Source organism: Streptomyces sp. NPDC056527 (assembly GCF_042794475.1).
In the GTDB taxonomy this organism is placed as follows: Bacteria; Actinomycetota; Actinomycetes; order Streptomycetales; family Streptomycetaceae; genus Streptomyces.
The window spans coordinates 57,591-72,731 of record NZ_JBHTTQ010000005.1 but is presented as its reverse complement, the minus strand read 5'-3'; the positions used below and the strand labels follow the sequence as shown (position 1 = coordinate 72,731).

The window sequence follows — 15,141 nt, the reverse complement described above, 5'->3', positions numbered from 1 at the left end:
CTACGGCAGGATCGAGTCCACGTACCCGCCGTCCACCCGCAACGCGCCACCGGTGGTCGCGGAAGCCTGGTCGGAGGCGAGGTAGACCACCATGTTGGCGATCTCCTCGGGTTCGATGAGGCGCTGGATCAGCGACTGCGGGCGGTACTCGCGCATGAAGGCGCGCTGCGCCTCGTCCCACGGGAGCGCGCGGTCGACCAACTCGTACACGAACTCCTCCACGCCGCCGGTGCGGGTGGGCCCGGCGATCACCGAGTTGACGGTGACCCCGGTGCCGGCCGCCTGCTTGGCGAACCCGCGCGTGACGGACAGCAGCGCCGTCTTGGACATGCCGTAGTGGATCATCTCGGCCGGGACGACCACCGCCGAGTCGCTGGCGATGTTCTGGACACGGCCCCACCCGCGCTCGCTCATGCCGGGCAGGTACCGGCGGATCAGCCGCACCGCGGCCAGCACGTTCACCTCGAAGTAGCGTCGCCATTCGTCGTCGCTGATCTCCAGCGGGTCGGCGGGAGCGAAGATGCCGAGGCTGTTCACCAGGATGTCCACCTGCGGCAGCACGTCGGCGGCGCGCCGCGCGCCCTCCTCGGTGGTGACGTCGGCGACGACGGCGACGGGCTCCGCTCCGGGCGCGTCGCGGCGGATGTCGGCGACGGCCCGCTCCACCCGCTCCTCCGTCCGGCCGTTGACCCCGACCCGGGCCCCGGCCCGGGCCAGGCCGGTCGCGATGGCGGCGCCGATCCCCTGGGTGGAGCCGGTGACCAGCGCGGTACGTCCTGTCAGATCGATGCGCATGAGCGGACCTGTCCTTAGAGCTCTCTCGCGGGTGGGATCAGTCGCGATCAGTCGTGATCAGTTCCCCTACCCGGTCCGTGCCCGGCGCAACGGGAGTTCCCCCTCCCGGCATTCGGACGGCCCCTGAAACGGACGAAGACGTGCGGCGCTCAAGGCGCGGGGCAGCGGGGGGCTGCCGCCACGGCACAAATCAGATGGCCGGATGTGCGGCCGATGGCGGATGTGCGGCCGATGGCTGGACGTGCGCGATGGCTTGATGTGTGCCGATGGTCGGCCGTGCGCCGATGGCCGGATGTGACAGAGAGCCGTCATTGCGGTCATCGGGCGCCGTCGCCACGATGGACACATGTCCCCCGCACACCGTGTCGTCATCGCGGTCTTCCCGGACGTCGACCTGCTCGACGTCACCGGCCCGGCCGAGGTCTTCGCCCTCGCCAACCGGGAGACCGGCGGCCGGGCGGGCTACGCGGTCCGGCTGGCGGGTCCCGGCGCCGAACCGGTCGTCACCTCGGCCGGGGTGCGCCTGGTGCCGGACCTGACCTTCGCCGAGGTGGGGGCCGCGGTGGACACGCTGCTGGTGCCCGGCGCGGTGGACCTGGGTCCGGAGGGTCCGGTGGCCCGGGTCGACGACACCGTCGTGGAATGGGTGAAGGCCACCGCTCCGCACGCACGGCGCATCGCCTCGGTGTGCGTGGGCGCGCATCTGCTCGCGGCCGCCGGACTGCTCGACGGACGGCGGGCGACCACGCACTGGTCGACCGCGGCGCAACTCGCCGCCGAGCACCCGGAGGTGAGGGTCGACGCCGACCCGATCTTCGTCCGCTCCGGCCGGGTGTGGACCGGGGCGGGCATCAGCACCTGCATGGACCTGGCGCTCGCGCTGGTGGCCGAGGACCACGGCGAGGAGTTGGCGCTGGCCGTGGCCCGACAGTTGGTGATGTACCTCAGACGGCAGGGCGGCCAGAGCCAGTTCAGCGTGCCGCTGAGCCGGCCGGTGGCGGCCCGTAGGGAGATCGACGAGCTGCGCGTGTTCATCACGGAGCACCTCGACGCCGATCTGTCGGCGCCCGTGCTGGCCGAGCGCATGTGTCTGAGCGAGCGTCACTTCGCCCGGGTCTTCCGCCAGGAGACGGGCACCAGCCCGGCCTCCTACGTGGAGGCGGCCCGGGTCGAGGCGGCCCGGCGCCTGCTGGAGACCACCGACCAGCCGCTGGAGCGGATCGCGTCGGCGGTCGGGATGGGCTCGGTGGAGACGCTCCACCGCGCGTTCCGCAAGCAGATCAGCACGACCCCGGCCTCCTACCGCCGACGCTTCCGCACCACTGCCTGACCCGCACCACTGCCTGACCCAGACCACTACCTGACCCACACCACTTCCCGACCCACACCTCTTCCGACCCGGCGAGCCGCCGCGACCGCGGCTTCGCCATGCTTCCCTGCCTTCCTCCCCGCCTGCCTGATTTCCCTCCCGAAAGGAACGTCTCCTCCATGAACGCCTCCGCGACCCTCCGCAGCGTGATCGGCCTCGACGACACGCTGCCCCGCCTCGGCGACACCACCCTGATCATGATCGACTTCCAGAACACCTACCGCACCGGCGTCATGGCCCTCGAAGGCGCCGAGCCCGCCCTGGCCGCCGGGGCCCGACTGCTCGCCGCCGCCCGTGCGGCGGGCACGCCCGTGGTCCACGTCGTCAACGACGGCGGAGAGGGCACCCCGTACGACATCCGCGCCGAGATCGGCGCGATCAGCCTTGAGGTGGCGCCGATCGAGGGCGAGCCGGTCGTCGTCAAGCAGGTCCCCAACGCCTTCCACGCCACCGACCTGGAGAAGACCCTGCGCGACCTGGGCGCCGGACCCGATCTGGTCCTCGCCGGGTTCATGACCCACATGTGCGTCACCTTCACCGCCCAGGGCGCCTTCCACCTCGGCTACCGGCCCACCGTCGTCGCCGAGGCGACCGCCACCCGCTCCCTGCCCGCACCCGACGGCGTCACGGTCCCCGCCGCCACGCTCCAGCAGGGCAGCCTGACCACGATCGGCGACCTCTTCGGCCTCGTGGCCCCGACCGTCGAACACCTCACCGGCACCGTGTGACGCGGGATGAACTCCGAGCGACCTCGGACGTCTCCGTTGACGCCGGAGCGAGGACGAGAGTGTCGCTATGGGGAACCCGAGCCTAGCCCAAGCCTTGCTGAGCGAGGGCAGAGCCGAACGGAGATGGCGACCCGGGGGCCGTGGGCCCCCGGGTCGTGCAACCGATGGTGCGTCAACTGCTTTGCTAATGTGATCTTTTGACTGCACAAGTCGGATCATCCACACAGGGGGCAAGGATGACATTCAACGACGAGTGGGCACGTCTCACATCGGAGGCCGCCGGACGCCAGGCGGCGGTCGGAATGCGGCTCAACCAGGTGGCACCGGGGGCCGGCAGCGGATCGAACCACGATCTCGTCGTCACCCAGGACGACCTCGGCGCGGTCGGACACGAGGCATTCCGGCTCCACGACGAACTCCGCAAGGGCGCCGACATAGCCGGGTCCGGCAGCGACAAGCAGGGGGCTGGCGCAACGGCACAAGCCGCGAAGGCGCTGTCGGACCGCAATCTGGCCACCGGCGCAGAGCTGTTCACCACGCTCACGGTGTGGAGCTCTCAGGTCGACACCGTTCTTCAGATGTGTGCCCACATCTCCAACCACCTGGACTATTCGAAGAAGTCCCATGCAGCGGAGGACGCGGCCATTGCCGCCAGACTGCGCCACCGGGACGGCAGTGCGGTCTCGGTGTCCGAGATCTCGTCGTACGTGAAATGACGGGAGGTCGACAACCATGGGGACCTTTACCTACACCGATCTCGTCGAACTCGACCTCTCCAAGCTGAACAGCGCGGTCGCGAGCTGGAAGTCCGTAGTCGGCAACCTCGCACGGCTCAGGGCGGACGTCGGCGACACCTTGGTCCGCAAGTCCGACAAGGCGCGCTGGGAGGGCGTCAACGCCAGCGTCACCAAGGCCTTCGTGAACAGCACCGCCAAAGAGTTCGGCGATCTGCACACGGAAGCTCTCAGCATCCACAACGTCCTGGCCGACGCGTATGAGGAGCTGGCACAGATCCAGAGCCGCGCGAAGCAGCTCGCCGAGGATGCCCGTCTCGGGAACGCGACCCGGACGCCCGAGCCCGACCCTGGCCTGTTGGTCCTCGATGCCGGCAACGGCACAGTCAAGGTGATCGAGTTGCAATGCGACGCGAAGGGCACGTCGCAACGCACCAAGGACATGATGCAGTGGTACGCCGACACCCTCAGCGGACTCGTCTCGCACGCCGCCGAGGTCGATGCCGCCACCGCCCGGGCACTGCGCCGGAGTCACGGGGGCGACCCCCACAACGCCGGGCATGCCGCGTACACCTCACTCGACGAGGACCAGCTGCCCCGCACCATGAAGCTCGCTGCCCTCGGAGAGGACGCGAATGAAAAGCAGCGGGACGAACTGCGACGGCTGTGGGCATCGCTCAGCCCTGAGGCCCGCGCACAGATGTGGGCGAAGCAGCGGGACGACCTCCTCGCCGCCGGGCTCTTCGGTCCGCAGTCGAAGCAGGTCTCGGCGGACCGTGGCGCGGGTCGCTACGACGTCGAGTCCCCGGGCGCGCGCGACCTCTGGATCCAGCTCCAGGCGAACGGCATATCCAACACAGGTGATTTCATCGGCCACACTGATGCCGCACGCCACATGGACCACTACCTCCGAGGCCTGGGCACTCCGATCGACCTGGACGTGGACCGCATGTTGAGGGACGACGAGGTTCTGCGGACCACGGCGGACTACGCCATCGAGGACCGGCAGGAGAAGTGGCGCCGGGACGCTCTGGAGGCGTTCGAGAAGTCGGGCGGAAAGCCGGTCAGCATCCCAGTCGAGACACCGCCTCGGAGCTACGAGCACTCCGACCGCAACTGGTACCTCGCGATCGGCAGCGGCATGACCAACACGACGGGTGTCGTCAGCGTCGAGCCCGGGGCTGACGGAAAGCCCAAGGTCAGCCTCGAGTACCAGGTGAACGTCTGGGACCGGTACAACTGGGACCCCGGCAAGAACACCCCGATCGGTCCGACCACCGTGACCGACGCGGCCATGGCCCGCCTCCACACCACGGGACTGGCCCAGGAGTTCGACATGCGAGGCAGCGGTACGGTTCAGCGTCACGATCTCGGCGCGGCCGGCGGCCCACCCGGCCCCGTCGAACCGGGACGGGACGGCACCCGCACCGACCTGGGGCGGAACGGAGACGCGCGATGAGGGCGAAGCGGGTGGTGCGCACGGTCGTCGGGGCAGCGCTGGGGGTAGTTCTGCTCGGCGGTGCGATGGCCGGGTGCTCCTCAGTCAGCGACGGTGGCTCGGGCGGTGAGAGGAGCGGCCGGGATCTCGGGCGCGGGCAGGAGTCGTCCTGGGACGAGAAGGCGACACCCGCGAGCGTGAGCAAGCAGATGGGCGTCGCGATCCCCGCCGGGGCCACCGACTCCCGCGCGGCGTACCGGCACGGGTTCCAGGACGACGGACTACTGCTGACCTTCAACCTGCCCACGGCGGACGTCGACGCCTTCGTCGCGACCCTGCACCCCGAGGAGGAGCTCTTCGCCCGCGCCGCCCCGCGCAAGAAGGTCGCTACGCCCACGACGCCGTTCTCCCGCTTGGGGCTGCCGGAGCCGGAGACCCTGGGTGACGTCCGCGAGGGCCAGGTTTGCGCACCGTGCGGCGGCGAACTCAACGCGCTGACCGTCGCCGTGCACCGGCTCGACGGTGGCGACTCCAGCCTGGTGTACCTGCGCGCGGTCGACTGACCGGGGTGAGCGGCGCGGGCGAGCGGGCTCCGACGCGGCCCAGGAGCGGCGCGCGCCCACCCTTCCGCTGCCCCGTGTCGTCTGTTTTTCGATAATCCGCTACGGATCGACTTTCGTTACCCTGGCAGGCATGACCTCCATGGCACCCACCCGTACCGAACCCGACCTCTCCTTCCTCCTCGACCACACCAGCCACGTCCTGCGTACGCAGATGAGCGCCGAGCTCGGGGAGATCGGGCTCACCCCCCGGATGCACTGCGTCCTCGTCCACGCCCTCGAGGAGGAGCGGACTCAGGCGCAGCTCGCCGAGATCGGAGACATGGACAAGACCACGATGGTGGTGACCGTCGACGCGCTGGAGAAGGCCGGGCTGGCCGAGCGCAGGCCGTCCGGCACCGACCGGCGGGCGCGGATCATCGCGGTGACCGAGGAGGGGGCCAAGGTCGCCGCCAAGAGTCAGAAGATCGTCGACGGGGTCCATGAGAGCGCCCTGACCTCCCTGCCCGACGACGAGCGCGAGGTGCTGCTGCGCGCACTGAATCGCCTGGTCACAGGACATCTGGAAACGCCCGCGGAGAGCCCCAGGCCGGCCCGTCGGGCACGCCAGAAGGGATAGCCCGCACCAGCCCGAACCGCGACCCCCAAGCGCTCGATCCGTAAAAGATAGTCTGCAACAAAACTATCTGCTACGGTCTTTCCTGTTGGCTCCCGACGACAGGAGAGACCGCCATGCCCGCCACCTCCACCCCCGCGGCGACAGCCGCCCCCACGCGTTCCCGCTGGGTCGCCCTCGGCGTCCTGGCCACGGGGATGCTGATGACGATCCTCGACGGCAGCATCGTCACGGTCGCCATGCCGGCCATCCAGAGCGACCTCGGCTTCACCCCCGTCGGACTCAGCTGGGTCGTCAACGCGTACCTCATCGCCTTCGGCTCGCTGCTCCTCCTCGCCGGCCGCCTCGGCGACCTGATCGGCCGCAAGCGGATGTTCCTCGCGGGTACGGGAGTGTTCACCGCCGCCTCGCTGCTCGCCGGCGTCGCCGCCTCCCCCGGCGTCCTGATCGCGGCCCGCTTCCTGCAGGGCGTCGGCAGCGCGATGGCCTCCGCCGTGAGCCTCGGCATCCTCGTCACGCTCTTCACCGCACCGCGCGAACGGGCCAAGGCCATCGCCGTGTTCAGCTTCACCGGCGCGGCGGGAGCCTCGATCGGTCAGGTCCTCGGCGGGGTCCTCACCGAGGCGCTCACCTGGAACTGGATCTTCTTCATCAACCTCCCGATCGGCATCGCGGCGCTTCTCGTCGCCCTCCCCGCGCTGCCGGGCGACAGGGGCCCCGGCCTGAAGGCCGGAGGCGGGGCGGACGTCATCGGCGCGCTGCTCGTCACCGGCGGACTGATGGTCGGGATCTACGCCGTCGTCAAGATCGAGGAGTACGGCGCCACTTCGGCCCACACCGTCGGCCTGGCCACGCTCTCCCTCGCCCTCCTCGCCGGCTTCCTCGTCCGCCAGGCCAGGGCCGCGAACCCCCTGATGCCGCTGCGGATCCTCCGCTCGCGCAGCGTCTCGGGCGCCAACCTCGTCCAGATGCTGATGGTCGCCGCGCTCTTCTCCTTCCAGATCCTCGTCGCGCTCTACATGCAGAAGGTCCTCGGTTACGGCGCCGCCAAGACCGGTCTCGCGATGCTGCCGGCCGCGGCCGTCATCGGCGCGGTGTCCCTGGGCGTCTCGACCCGGCTGATCACCCGCTACGGCGAGCGCAACGTCCTGCTCACCGGCCTCGTCCTCCTCTTCGGCGTCCTCGGACTGCTCACCCGGGTCCCCGTGAACGCCTCGTACGTCACCGACCTGCTGCCCGTGATGCTGCTGGCCGCCGGCTTCGGCCTCGCGCTCCCCGCCCTCACCTCGCTCGGCATGTCGGGTGCGAAGGACGAGGACGCGGGACTCGCCTCCGGCCTCTTCAACACCACCCAGCAGATCGGCATGGCACTCGGCATCGCGGTCCTCTCCACCCTGGCCGCCTCCCGCACCGAGTCCCTCACCGCGGCGGGCCGCCCCGCCGCCGAGGCCCTGGCCGGCGGCTACCGCCTGGCCTTCGCGGTCGGCGCCGCCCTCATCCTCGCCGCCTTCGCGGTCGCGCTCACCGTCCTGCGGCAGCCGAACCGGGGAGAGACGACGGGGCAGGGGACGCAGAGCCAGGGGGCGAAGCAGCAGGGGACGCAGAGCCAGGCGACGAAGGGGCAGGAGACGGAGAGGCAGGAGACGACGAAGCCGGGGGCGCGGGAACAGCGGGACCGGGTCGCAGCCTCCACCGTGTGAGGGCCACCCCCGCCAGTACGACCGCCATCCCGGCCACCACCCGTACCGTCAGCGTTTCGCCGAGCACGAGGGCCCCGAGCGTCACCGACACCACCGGCAGCAGATAGCCGACGGTCGCGGCGCTCGTCGGGCCCTCTTCCGCGATCATCCGGTAGTTGAGGTGGAAGGTGAGACCGGTCGCGAAGATCCCGAGGACCACGACCGCGAGCACCCCCGTCCACGTCGGCCGGGCCTCGCCGCCGGAGGCCAGGGCGGGCACGCTCAGGACCGTCGCCGTCAGCAGCTGCGCGGCGGAGAGCGCCAGCGGCGCGGTCCCCCGGTCGGTGAGCCGGCGGGCCATGTACGCGAAGGCCACCGCGTAACTCGCAGAGGCCGCCAGCAGGGCCGCCGCGCCGAGACTCATCAGACCGCCGTCCCCGCTCCACGGGGCGAAGATCAGCAGGACACCGGCGAAGCCGAGGACCAGACCGACGAGCCGGGCCGCCGACAGAGGACGCTCCGTGCCGAGAGCCAGGCCGATGAGCAGGGACCAGAGCGGAGTGGTGGCGTTCAGGACGCCCGCGGTGCCGCTGTCCACGGTCTGCTCGCCCACACCGAACAGGAAGAACGGCAGGGCGTTGCAGAAGAAGGCCGCGACGACGAGGCGCCCCCAGGTCCCCCGGTCCCGGGGCAGCCGCTGCCGCGCCGCGTACGCGAGGGCGAGGAGCACGCCGGCGCCCAGCAGGCACCGGACGAAGGTGATCCACCCCGGGGTGAGGCCGTGGTCGAGGGCCAGTTTGATCCACAGGAAGCCGGAGCCCCAGAGCAGGGCCAGGACTCCCATCCGTATCGCCGATGTCATGGCCTCCACGGTCCTCGCCACGACTCGACAGGACAAGCGAAGAATCATGCATCCAGCGTTAAGCTGTGCTACATGCTGGATGTGAGACGTATGCAGGTGCTCCGGGCCGTCGTCACCAGCGGCTCCGTCACCGCCGCCGCGGCGAATCTCGGCTACACCCCCTCCGCCGTGAGCCAGCAGATCGCCGTCCTGGAGAAGGAGGCCGGCATCGCCCTGCTCGAACGCTTCGGCCGGGGCGTCCGCCCGACCGCCGCGGGTCGGCTGCTCACCGAGCACGCGGCCGTGATCGGCCGTCAGGTCGCGGAGGCCGAGACGGCCCTCGCCGATCTGCGGGCGGGCCGCACGGGGCAGATCGTGGTCCGCTACTTCGCCACGGCGGGCGCCGATCTCGTCGCCCCGGCCCTGGCCCGGTTCCGGGCCGAGCACCCGGGGGTACGGGTCGATCTACGGCTGGTGGGCGAGTCCGCGGCGGCCGACGAGGAGCAGGCGGACCTCACCCTCGTCGTACGGCCCCGGGGCGCGACCGGCGAGGGGGTCCGGCTCGTCCATCTCCTCGACGACCCCTACCGTGTCGTGCTGCCCAAGGGTCACCCGCTCGCGGACCGCCGGGCCGTCGACCTGGCGGAGCTCGCCGACGAGCCCTGGGTCGGCAGCGAGCGCCCGGGCCCGTGCCTCGACGCGGTCCTGGAGGCGTGCGCGGCGGCCGGGTTCACCCCGGACATCGCGGTGGAGTGCGAGGAGTACGCCACCGCGCAGGGCTTCGTCGCGGCCGGTCTCGGCATCAGCCTGGTGCCTTTGCTGGGCCTGGGCAGCCGCCATCCTCAGGTGGCCGTCCGCCGGGTGCGCGGCCCGGAGCCGGTCCGCTCGATCCACGCGGCGGTACGGGAGTCCTCCCTGGCCCTGCCCGCCGTACGCGGCCTGCTGTCGGCACTTCAGAACGACCGACCAGAACAGTGACGGCACCTCGGAACGACCGACCGGCCCCAGGCGCCGGCGCCCACGCCCCAGACCCCAGCGCCCGCGCCCCAGAACGACCGCCCCCCACCAGGCGCCGGCGCTTCAGGAAGCCTGCGGGCCTGCCAGGCAGGCCGGTAGCGGCTCGCTGTGGACGATGTCCAGCCGGGACACGGCCCGGGTGAGCACGACGTAGAGCCGGTGCAGCCCCCGCTCCTCGGCCGCCGCGATGGCGGCGGGCTCGGCGACGACGACATGGTCGTACTCCAGCCCCTTCGCCGCCGTCGCCGGCAGCACGCTCAGCCGCGCGCCCCCGGGCCCCTCCAGCACCCCCTCCAACGCCCGCGTCAGTGGCCCGACCTGGTCCTCCGCCGCGATCACGCCCACCGAGCCCTCCTTCGCCAGCGCCGCGCGGACCGCGCCGACGACGCCCTCGGCCACCTCCGCGACCCGGGCGACCCCGACCTCCCCGTCCGCGCGCAGCGACCGCCCGGCCGGCACGTCCGTCCCCAGCTCCGGCAGCAGCCGGTTGGCGAGTTCGACGATCGCGGCCGGCACCCGGTAGCCGGTGGTCAGCGGCACGACCTCGGCCTCCGGCTTGCCCAGATGGGCCAGTTGCTCGCGCCAGTCGCGCGCCGCCCACGGGGTGGTGCCCTGGGCCAGGTCGCCGAGCACGGTCAGCGAACCGAAGACCGCGCGGCGGGCGATCGCCCGGCACTGCATCGGGGACAGGTCCTGGGCCTCGTCGACGACGACATGGCCGTAGCCCTCGGGGCGGGCGATCAGCCCGGCCAGTTCGTCGAGCAGGACGAGGTCGGCGGCGCTCCACTTCGCCGAGCGGTGGGAGCGGGGCGGCCTCGCCCAGCGGATCGCGTCCCGTTCGGCCTCCGACAGGGCCTCGTCGCGCGGATCGGTCAGCACCTCGGCGAGCACCTCCTGGGGTGTCGTCCTCGGCCAGCAGGCGTCCACGAACGCCGAGACCGGCCGGGCCCGTTCGGTCCTCCTCACCCAGGCGTTGCCGAGGGGCCCGGCCCGCCGTTCCGCCGCGAGCCGGAGGACGCGGACGACGCGGACGACGCGGGCGCGGACGCGTTCGCGACCGGTCGCGTAGGGCGGGGCCTCCTCCCGTACCGCCGTGACGATCTCCGCGAGCTTCTCCGACCCGACGCGCAGCCGGAGCGGGCCGTCGGCGAGGGCCAGTTCCCCTTCGGGGACGGTCACCCGCGCGTACAGGGCCCGGCGCAGCACCTCCGCCATCCGCACGTCGTGCTTGACCCGCGCCGCGGCCTCGCCGTCCACCGCGCGGACCTCGTGGAGGGCGATCTCCTCGTCGACGGTCGACTGCCGGATCCCCGTCTCGCCGAGGGCGGGCAGCACCTCGGAGATGTAGGAGAGGAAGGTGCGGTTGGGGCCGAGGACGAGGAGGCCGGAGCGGCGGACGCGCTGCGGGTGGGTGTAGAGGAGGTACGCGGCCCGGTGCAGGCCGACGGCGGTCTTGCCGGTGCCGGGCGCACCCTGCACGCACACGGAGGCGGTGGGCTCGGACCGTACGAGATCGTCCTGTTCGGGCTGGATGGTGGCGGCGATGTCCCGCATCGGGCCGACCCGGGGCCGCTCGATCTCCCCGGACACCAGCGGGCTGAGTCCCGGCTCCTCGCCGGCGGTGAGGTACTCGTCCTCCAGGCCGGTCAGATCGGCCGAGTCGCCCGGGCTGTACGGGGCCCATCCGAACCGGCGCCGCCGGACCAGGCCCTGCGGGTCGTGGGATCCGGCCTGGTAGTAGGCGCGGGAGACGGGGGCGCGCCAGTCGACGACGAGCGGCGGGGCGGCCGGGTGTTCGGCGATCCGGCGGCGGCCGATGTGGTGGGTCTGGCCGTCCTCGCGGTCGAGGCGGCCGAAGAAGAGGGGGCCGGGTGGCTGCTCGCCGAACTCCTTGGCCTGGGTGCGCAGGTGGTAGCCGAGCGCCTCCGCGTCGGCACCGGAGGCGGCGGCGTTCTCGCCGATGACGACCTGCTCGGCCACGTCCTCGGCCATCCGGGCCAGGGCGGCGTGGCAGGCGTCGTGGTGGGTCCGTTCCCGGAGGAGTTCATGGTCGAGAGACGTCATGAGCCCAGCCTAGGCGAATAACGTTACCGAGTTAAATTTCTTATCGAGTCACAGATGTGAGTCGCGGATGCGAGTCGCGGATACGAGTCCACGGACAGATGGTCACCCGTACGCGAGACCGTCCCGCAGCGCGCGGAACGCCCCTTCGGCAGCCGCCGCCGCGTCCGGATACACCGCGTCCGCGCTCTCCCCGGCCGCGATCCGGCGCACGTTCTCCTCCGCCAGGATCCGCAGGACGGCCACGATCTGACCGGCCGCGAGCCGCGCGTCCAGGCCGGCGCCACCGCCGTCGAGCGCTTCCGCGAGGGCGGCCTCCGACCGGCTCTGGTACGCGTGGAGCCGCGCGACCAGTGCCGGAGTGCCGTACAGCAGGCGCTGGAAGGCGAGGACGGCCGGGTGATCACAGAGCCCGGTCACCGGCTCGCGCCGCTCCAGACCGGCGAGGACGTGCGCTCGCAGGGCGTCGAGCGGCGCGACACCCTCGCCGCGCCCGGCCACCACCCGGGCGGCCTCGTCCTCGTGGTCCGCGAAGCGGTAGAGCGCCAGGTCCTCCTTGGTCGGGAAGTATCTGAAGAGGGTCGGCTTGGAGACCTCGGCGGCGGCCGCGACCTCGGCGACCGGAACCGCGTCGAAGCCCTTCTCCAGGAAGAGCGTGATCGCGGCCTCCGAGATGGCCTGCCGGGTCCGCTCCTTCTTCCGCTCCCGAAGCCCGGTCACTTCCCGCCCTCCCGCTCCACCAGCAGCGCGACCCCGTCGAGGATCCGTTCCAGACCGAACCGGAACTCGTAGTCCGGCTCGTCCGGCTCGTCCATCACGCCCGAGTCGAGCATCCGCGCCACCGCCGGATAGCGGGCCGGATCGGCCAGGCGCCGCAGGGTCTGGCCGTAACGGGCGAGCACCTCCTCGGGGCCCTGCCCGCTCGCGCTGATGACGGCGGCGAGGTCGGCCATCATCAGCGCCTCGTTGCGCACGAAACCGCCGACCAGCATGATCACCGAGATCTTGGCGCCCTCGTCGAGGCCGGTGCCCTCCAGGGCCTCCATCGCCCGCTCCCACCAGGCGACCGTGTTCGGCGTGGCGGGCGGGCCGGAGAGCGGGACGCGGAGCATCCAGAGGTTGCGGTGATAGACCTCGCGGATCGCCCAGGACCAGTGCTCGATCCCCTCACGCCAGCCGGTGCCGGCCGGGAGCGGCGCGGGCGGGGCGCCCGTGGCCACGTCCTGCATGAGGACATACAGCTCGCTCTTGGCGCCGACGTACCGGTAGAGGGACATGGGCGAGACACCGAGCTCCTTGGCGATCCGCCCCATGGAGACCGCGTCGAGCCCCTCCGCCGAGGCGATGCCGATGGCCGCCGCCACGATCCGGTCGAGCGTGAGCCCGGGCTTGGGGCCCTTGGAGGGGCGCTCGCGCAGCCCCCAGGCGGCCTCGATGCTCGCGGGCAGGAAGCCTCCGCCGCCCTCGCTCTTGTCGTCCGCCACCACAGCCGCCCTTCATCCGCTTGACGACCATCCTAGTAATGCGTAACCCTTACACAGTAACGCGTAAGGCATACGCAGTAGTGATCCCAGGGGGAACCGCCATGCCATCCGCCATCGAAGCCACCGGGCTGCGCAAGGGCTACGGAGAGCTCACCGTCCTCGACTCCCTCGACCTCCGCGTCGAGCAGGGCACCGTCTTCGCCCTCCTCGGCCCCAACGGCGCAGGCAAGACCACCACCGTCCGCATCCTCGCCACCCTCACCGCACCCGACGCCGGCCACGCGCGCGTGGCCGGGCACGACATCGCCACCGAGCGCTCCCGGGTCCGCCGCGCCATCAGCCTCACCGGCCAGTTCGCCGCCGTCGACGAGACCCAGACCGGCACCGAGAACCTGCGCATGATGGCCCGCCTCTCGGGCCTCTCCCGCGCGGCCGCCGACCGGCGCGCCGCCGAACTCCTGGAGCGCTTCGGCCTCACCGCCGCCGGCGGACGCCTCGCCCGGACGTACTCGGGAGGAATGAGGCGCCGCCTCGACCTCGCGGCCGGACTCGTCCGCGACCCCGAGGACACCGCGGTGATCTTCCTCGACGAACCGACCACCGGCCTCGACCCGCGCAGCCGCATGGAGCTCTGGCAGGTGGTCCGCGACCTCTCCGACAGCGGCACCACCGTCTTCCTCACCACCCAGTACCTGGAGGAGGCCGACCGGCTCGCCGACCGCATCGCCGTCATGGACTCCGGCCGGATCGTCGCCGAGGGCAGCGCCGACGCGCTCAAGTCACGCGTCGCCGGCCACCGCCTCGACCTCGTCCTGCGCGACCACGACACCTACCTCCGGCTCGCGGACCTGACGAACGCGCACTCACCCGACACACCCGCCCCGAGCCACCACTCCCCCGACACCCTCACCCTGGGCCTGCCGACCGACGGCAGCGCCGCCCAGGTACGGGGCCTCCTCGACGCGCTCGACCCGGACCGCACGGACATCGTCCGCTTCTCGCTCCACACCGCGACCCTCGACGACGTCTTCCTCGCCCTGACCGACAAGGAGACCGCCCATGTCTGACGTCCTCGCCGTGACCGGCACCCTGACCGGCCGGGGCATCCGCATCAGCCGCCGCAACATCGACGCCGTCATCACCTCGATGATGCTGCCGATCATGCTGATGCTGATCTTCGTCTACTTCTTCGGCGGAGCCATCGACACCGGAACGCGGTACGTGACGTACGTCGTGCCCGGCGTCCTCATCCTCTGCTCCGGCTTCGGCTCGGCCGGCACCGCCGTGGCCGTCAGCGAGGACATGAAGGGCGGCATCATCGACCGGTTCCGCTCGCTCGACATCGGCGGTACGCCGATCCTCGCCGGCCATGTCGGCGCCAGCGTGGCCCGCAATCTCATCTCCACCGCGCTCGTCCTCGGTGCCGCCTTCGCCATCGGCTTCCGCCCCTCGGCCACACCACTGGGCTGGCTGGCCGCGATCGGCCTGCTCGTCGCCTTCATCACGGCGATCTCCTGGCTGTCCGCGGCCGTCGGACTGCTCACCCGCACCCCCGAGGCGGCGGGCGGAGTCACCTTCTTCATGATGTTCCTGCCCTACCCGAGCAGCGCGTTCGTCCCCATCGAGACCATGCCCGGCTGGCTGCACGGCTTCGCCGAACACCAGCCGGTGACCCCGGTCATCGAGTCGCTGCGCGGGCTGCTCCTCGACCAACCGGTCGGCAACACCCCGTGGATCGCGCTGGGTTGGTGCGCCGCTCTGCTCGCCCTCGCGGTCACCGCGTCCGGAGCGCTCTTCCGCCGCCGGACGGCGTGACGGC

The 15,141-nt window shown here is 71.7% G+C and carries 14 protein-coding genes and 1 pseudogene; 10 read left to right on the top strand and 5 right to left on the bottom strand.

The features are described from left to right. The gene (locus ACFQ7Q_RS04465; protein WP_383549761.1) at nucleotides 1–795 is read right to left on the bottom strand and encodes an SDR family NAD(P)-dependent oxidoreductase; all 795 of its coding nucleotides are present in this window, start codon (nucleotides 793–795) and stop codon (nucleotides 1–3) included. 346 nt (nucleotides 796–1,141) lie between these two features. On the opposite strand from ACFQ7Q_RS04465, the gene ACFQ7Q_RS04460 reads away from it, so the two are divergent. From ACFQ7Q_RS04460 to ACFQ7Q_RS04430, 7 genes are all read left to right on the top strand, one after another. Continuing rightward, nucleotides 1,142–2,125 (top strand): GlxA family transcriptional regulator, encoded by a 984-nt coding sequence (locus ACFQ7Q_RS04460; protein ID WP_383549758.1) that lies wholly within the window; start codon nucleotides 1,142–1,144, stop codon nucleotides 2,123–2,125. A gap of 158 nt (nucleotides 2,126–2,283) precedes the next feature. Continuing rightward, nucleotides 2,284–2,892 (top strand): isochorismatase family protein, encoded by a 609-nt coding sequence (locus ACFQ7Q_RS04455; RefSeq protein WP_383549756.1) that lies wholly within the window; start codon nucleotides 2,284–2,286, stop codon nucleotides 2,890–2,892. Between the two features lie 236 nt (nucleotides 2,893–3,128). Then, nucleotides 3,129–3,608 carry a hypothetical protein gene (locus ACFQ7Q_RS04450; RefSeq protein ID WP_383549752.1) on the top strand — a complete coding sequence of 160 codons (480 nt, stop codon included), beginning with the start codon at nucleotides 3,129–3,131 and terminating at the stop codon, nucleotides 3,606–3,608. Between the two features lie 16 nt (nucleotides 3,609–3,624). After that, a complete protein-coding gene (locus ACFQ7Q_RS04445) occupies nucleotides 3,625–5,085 on the top strand; it encodes a hypothetical protein (protein WP_383549749.1) in 1,461 nt (486 codons plus the stop codon). Further along, entirely contained in the window at nucleotides 5,082–5,627 is a 546-nt protein-coding gene (locus ACFQ7Q_RS04440) for a hypothetical protein (RefSeq protein WP_383549746.1), read from the top strand. The genes ACFQ7Q_RS04445 and ACFQ7Q_RS04440 overlap by 4 nt, the downstream gene beginning before the upstream one ends. A 130-nt stretch (nucleotides 5,628–5,757) precedes the next feature. Continuing rightward, a complete protein-coding gene (locus tag ACFQ7Q_RS04435; protein WP_383549744.1) occupies nucleotides 5,758–6,243 on the top strand; it encodes a MarR family winged helix-turn-helix transcriptional regulator in 486 nt (161 codons plus the stop codon). Between the two features lie 113 nt (nucleotides 6,244–6,356). Then, the gene (locus ACFQ7Q_RS04430; protein ID WP_383549741.1) at nucleotides 6,357–7,940 is read left to right on the top strand and encodes an MFS transporter; all 1,584 of its coding nucleotides are present in this window, start codon (nucleotides 6,357–6,359) and stop codon (nucleotides 7,938–7,940) included. Here ACFQ7Q_RS04430 and ACFQ7Q_RS04425 read toward each other — a convergent pair. Then, a pseudogene (locus ACFQ7Q_RS04425) lies at nucleotides 7,858–8,781 on the bottom strand (DMT family transporter); the annotation flags it as partial. The gene ACFQ7Q_RS04430 and the pseudogene ACFQ7Q_RS04425 sit on opposite strands and share 83 nt — an antisense overlap. 72 nt (nucleotides 8,782–8,853) lie before the next feature. Here ACFQ7Q_RS04425 and ACFQ7Q_RS04420 point away from each other — a divergent pair. Beyond that, entirely contained in the window at nucleotides 8,854–9,738 is an 885-nt protein-coding gene (locus ACFQ7Q_RS04420) for a LysR family transcriptional regulator (RefSeq protein ID WP_383549738.1), read from the top strand. 102 nt (nucleotides 9,739–9,840) lie between these two features. Here ACFQ7Q_RS04420 and ACFQ7Q_RS04415 read toward each other — a convergent pair whose 3' ends face one another. From ACFQ7Q_RS04415 to ACFQ7Q_RS04405, 3 genes are all read right to left on the bottom strand, one after another. Then, entirely contained in the window at nucleotides 9,841–11,841 is a 2,001-nt protein-coding gene (locus ACFQ7Q_RS04415; protein WP_383549735.1) for a HelD family protein, read from the bottom strand. Between the two features lie 102 nt (nucleotides 11,842–11,943). Further along, nucleotides 11,944–12,558, bottom strand: a complete 615-nt coding sequence (locus ACFQ7Q_RS04410; protein ID WP_383549732.1) for a TetR/AcrR family transcriptional regulator — start codon at nucleotides 12,556–12,558, stop codon at nucleotides 11,944–11,946. Continuing rightward, the gene (locus ACFQ7Q_RS04405) at nucleotides 12,555–13,322 is read right to left on the bottom strand and encodes a TetR/AcrR family transcriptional regulator (protein WP_383549729.1); all 768 of its coding nucleotides are present in this window, start codon (nucleotides 13,320–13,322) and stop codon (nucleotides 12,555–12,557) included. The genes ACFQ7Q_RS04410 and ACFQ7Q_RS04405 overlap by 4 nt, the downstream gene beginning before the upstream one ends. A 101-nt stretch (nucleotides 13,323–13,423) precedes the next feature. Here ACFQ7Q_RS04405 and ACFQ7Q_RS04400 point away from each other — a divergent pair, with 101 nt between their 5' ends. Both ACFQ7Q_RS04400 and ACFQ7Q_RS04395 read left to right on the top strand, forming a co-directional pair. Beyond that, nucleotides 13,424–14,389 carry an ATP-binding cassette domain-containing protein gene (locus ACFQ7Q_RS04400; protein ID WP_383549726.1) on the top strand — a complete coding sequence of 322 codons (966 nt, stop codon included), beginning with the start codon at nucleotides 13,424–13,426 and terminating at the stop codon, nucleotides 14,387–14,389. After that, complete coding sequence (locus ACFQ7Q_RS04395) at nucleotides 14,382–15,137, top strand: ABC transporter permease (protein ID WP_383549723.1); 756 nt, start codon at nucleotides 14,382–14,384, stop codon at nucleotides 15,135–15,137. The genes ACFQ7Q_RS04400 and ACFQ7Q_RS04395 overlap by 8 nt, the downstream gene beginning before the upstream one ends. Nucleotides 15,138–15,141 lie beyond the last annotated feature (4 nt).

Excerpts from the sequence above, each read along its gene's own strand:
- ACFQ7Q_RS04460 (WP_383549758.1), top strand. The coding sequence starts at position 1,142 with ATGTCCCCCGCACACCGTGTCGTCATCGCGGTCTTCCCGGACGTCGAC.
- ACFQ7Q_RS04400 (WP_383549726.1), top strand. The coding sequence starts at position 13,424 with ATGCCATCCGCCATCGAAGCCACCGGGCTGCGCAAGGGCTACGGAGAG.
- ACFQ7Q_RS04450 (WP_383549752.1), top strand. The coding sequence starts at position 3,129 with ATGACATTCAACGACGAGTGGGCACGTCTCACATCGGAGGCCGCCGGA.
- ACFQ7Q_RS04445 (WP_383549749.1), top strand. The coding sequence starts at position 3,625 with ATGGGGACCTTTACCTACACCGATCTCGTCGAACTCGACCTCTCCAAG.
- ACFQ7Q_RS04430 (WP_383549741.1), top strand. The coding sequence starts at position 6,357 with ATGCCCGCCACCTCCACCCCCGCGGCGACAGCCGCCCCCACGCGTTCC.
- ACFQ7Q_RS04465 (WP_383549761.1), bottom strand. The coding sequence starts at position 795 with ATGCGCATCGATCTGACAGGACGTACCGCGCTGGTCACCGGCTCCACC.
- ACFQ7Q_RS04455 (WP_383549756.1), top strand. The coding sequence starts at position 2,284 with ATGAACGCCTCCGCGACCCTCCGCAGCGTGATCGGCCTCGACGACACG.
- ACFQ7Q_RS04420 (WP_383549738.1), top strand. The coding sequence starts at position 8,854 with ATGCTGGATGTGAGACGTATGCAGGTGCTCCGGGCCGTCGTCACCAGC.
- ACFQ7Q_RS04435 (WP_383549744.1), top strand. The coding sequence starts at position 5,758 with ATGACCTCCATGGCACCCACCCGTACCGAACCCGACCTCTCCTTCCTC.
- ACFQ7Q_RS04395 (WP_383549723.1), top strand. The coding sequence starts at position 14,382 with ATGTCTGACGTCCTCGCCGTGACCGGCACCCTGACCGGCCGGGGCATC.
- ACFQ7Q_RS04415 (WP_383549735.1), bottom strand. The coding sequence starts at position 11,841 with ATGACGTCTCTCGACCATGAACTCCTCCGGGAACGGACCCACCACGAC.
- ACFQ7Q_RS04440 (WP_383549746.1), top strand. The coding sequence starts at position 5,082 with ATGAGGGCGAAGCGGGTGGTGCGCACGGTCGTCGGGGCAGCGCTGGGG.